This is a genomic window from Streptomyces albidochromogenes, from assembly GCF_005981925.1.
Classification (GTDB): Bacteria; Actinomycetota; Actinomycetes; order Streptomycetales; family Streptomycetaceae; genus Streptomyces; species Streptomyces albidochromogenes.
Genome location: NZ_VBVX01000687.1, coordinates 1 through 834, shown reverse-complemented (window position 1 = coordinate 834; position 834 = coordinate 1). Strand labels below are relative to the sequence as shown.

Sequence of the window (834 nt, the reverse complement as noted above, 5' to 3'; positions counted from 1 at the left end):
ACCCCCGCCACGACGAGCGGGTACGTCCAGGACGTGATCCGGGGACTCGTCGCCGCCCCCGCGGACAGCAGCGCGACCACGGCCGTGCCGCCGAGCAGGGCCCGCCGCCCGGGCCAGCCGTACGAGAGCGACACCCACGCCGTGATGACGAGCACGCCGGCGAGCACGAACGTCTGCCGGTACGGGCTGCCGTTCGGCGTCGCGAAGACGTGCCAGACCAGGTGCGTCGGCCCCCACTGCGTCGACACCGCCACCGCGACCGCGAGCAGCGTCCACGCCCACCGTTCGCGCCGGGGCGCCGCCCGGTGGAAGACGAGGGTGCCGGCGAGCACCAGGGCGCCGGTGCCGAGGAAGCCCGCGGGCGTGAAGAAGCTGTACGTCGCCGGGAGCGCCCGCGCGAACACGTCCGGCCAGTCCGACGGCGCGAACTCCCGTGTCCAGCCCGGGTAGGCGTGCCGCGACCCCATGAAGACGACGGCCAGCAGGGGCGCCGCGAGCCCGATGCCGAGCACCGTGGTGCCGGCGGCGCGCAGCAGTGCGCCCAGCCGCTCCCGTACCGGCGCCGGGCCGTCGGCGGTGAGCAGCCGCAGCAGCAGGACGAGCGCGGCCCCGAGCGTCGCCATGTACGCCGTGTAGAAGTTCGCGGTCCACGCCAGGGCGACGACCAGGGGCCCCAGGACGCGCCGGCGGCCCGTACGCGCCCACTCGCCCACCAGGCACAGCAGCGGGAACGCGATCAGGCCGTCCATCCACATCGGGTTGTAGACGGCCTCGGTGACCGCCCACCCGCACAGCGCGTACGACGCCCCGAGCACCCCGGCCGCCCACCAGGGC

General features: G+C 75.8%; 1 protein-coding gene. It reads right to left on the bottom strand.

Annotated features, from left to right (window positions below; genetic code table 11):
- A partial coding sequence (locus E2E34_RS34765) for a YfhO family protein (RefSeq protein ID WP_138905776.1) occupies window positions 1-834 on the bottom strand: 834 nt, incomplete at both ends.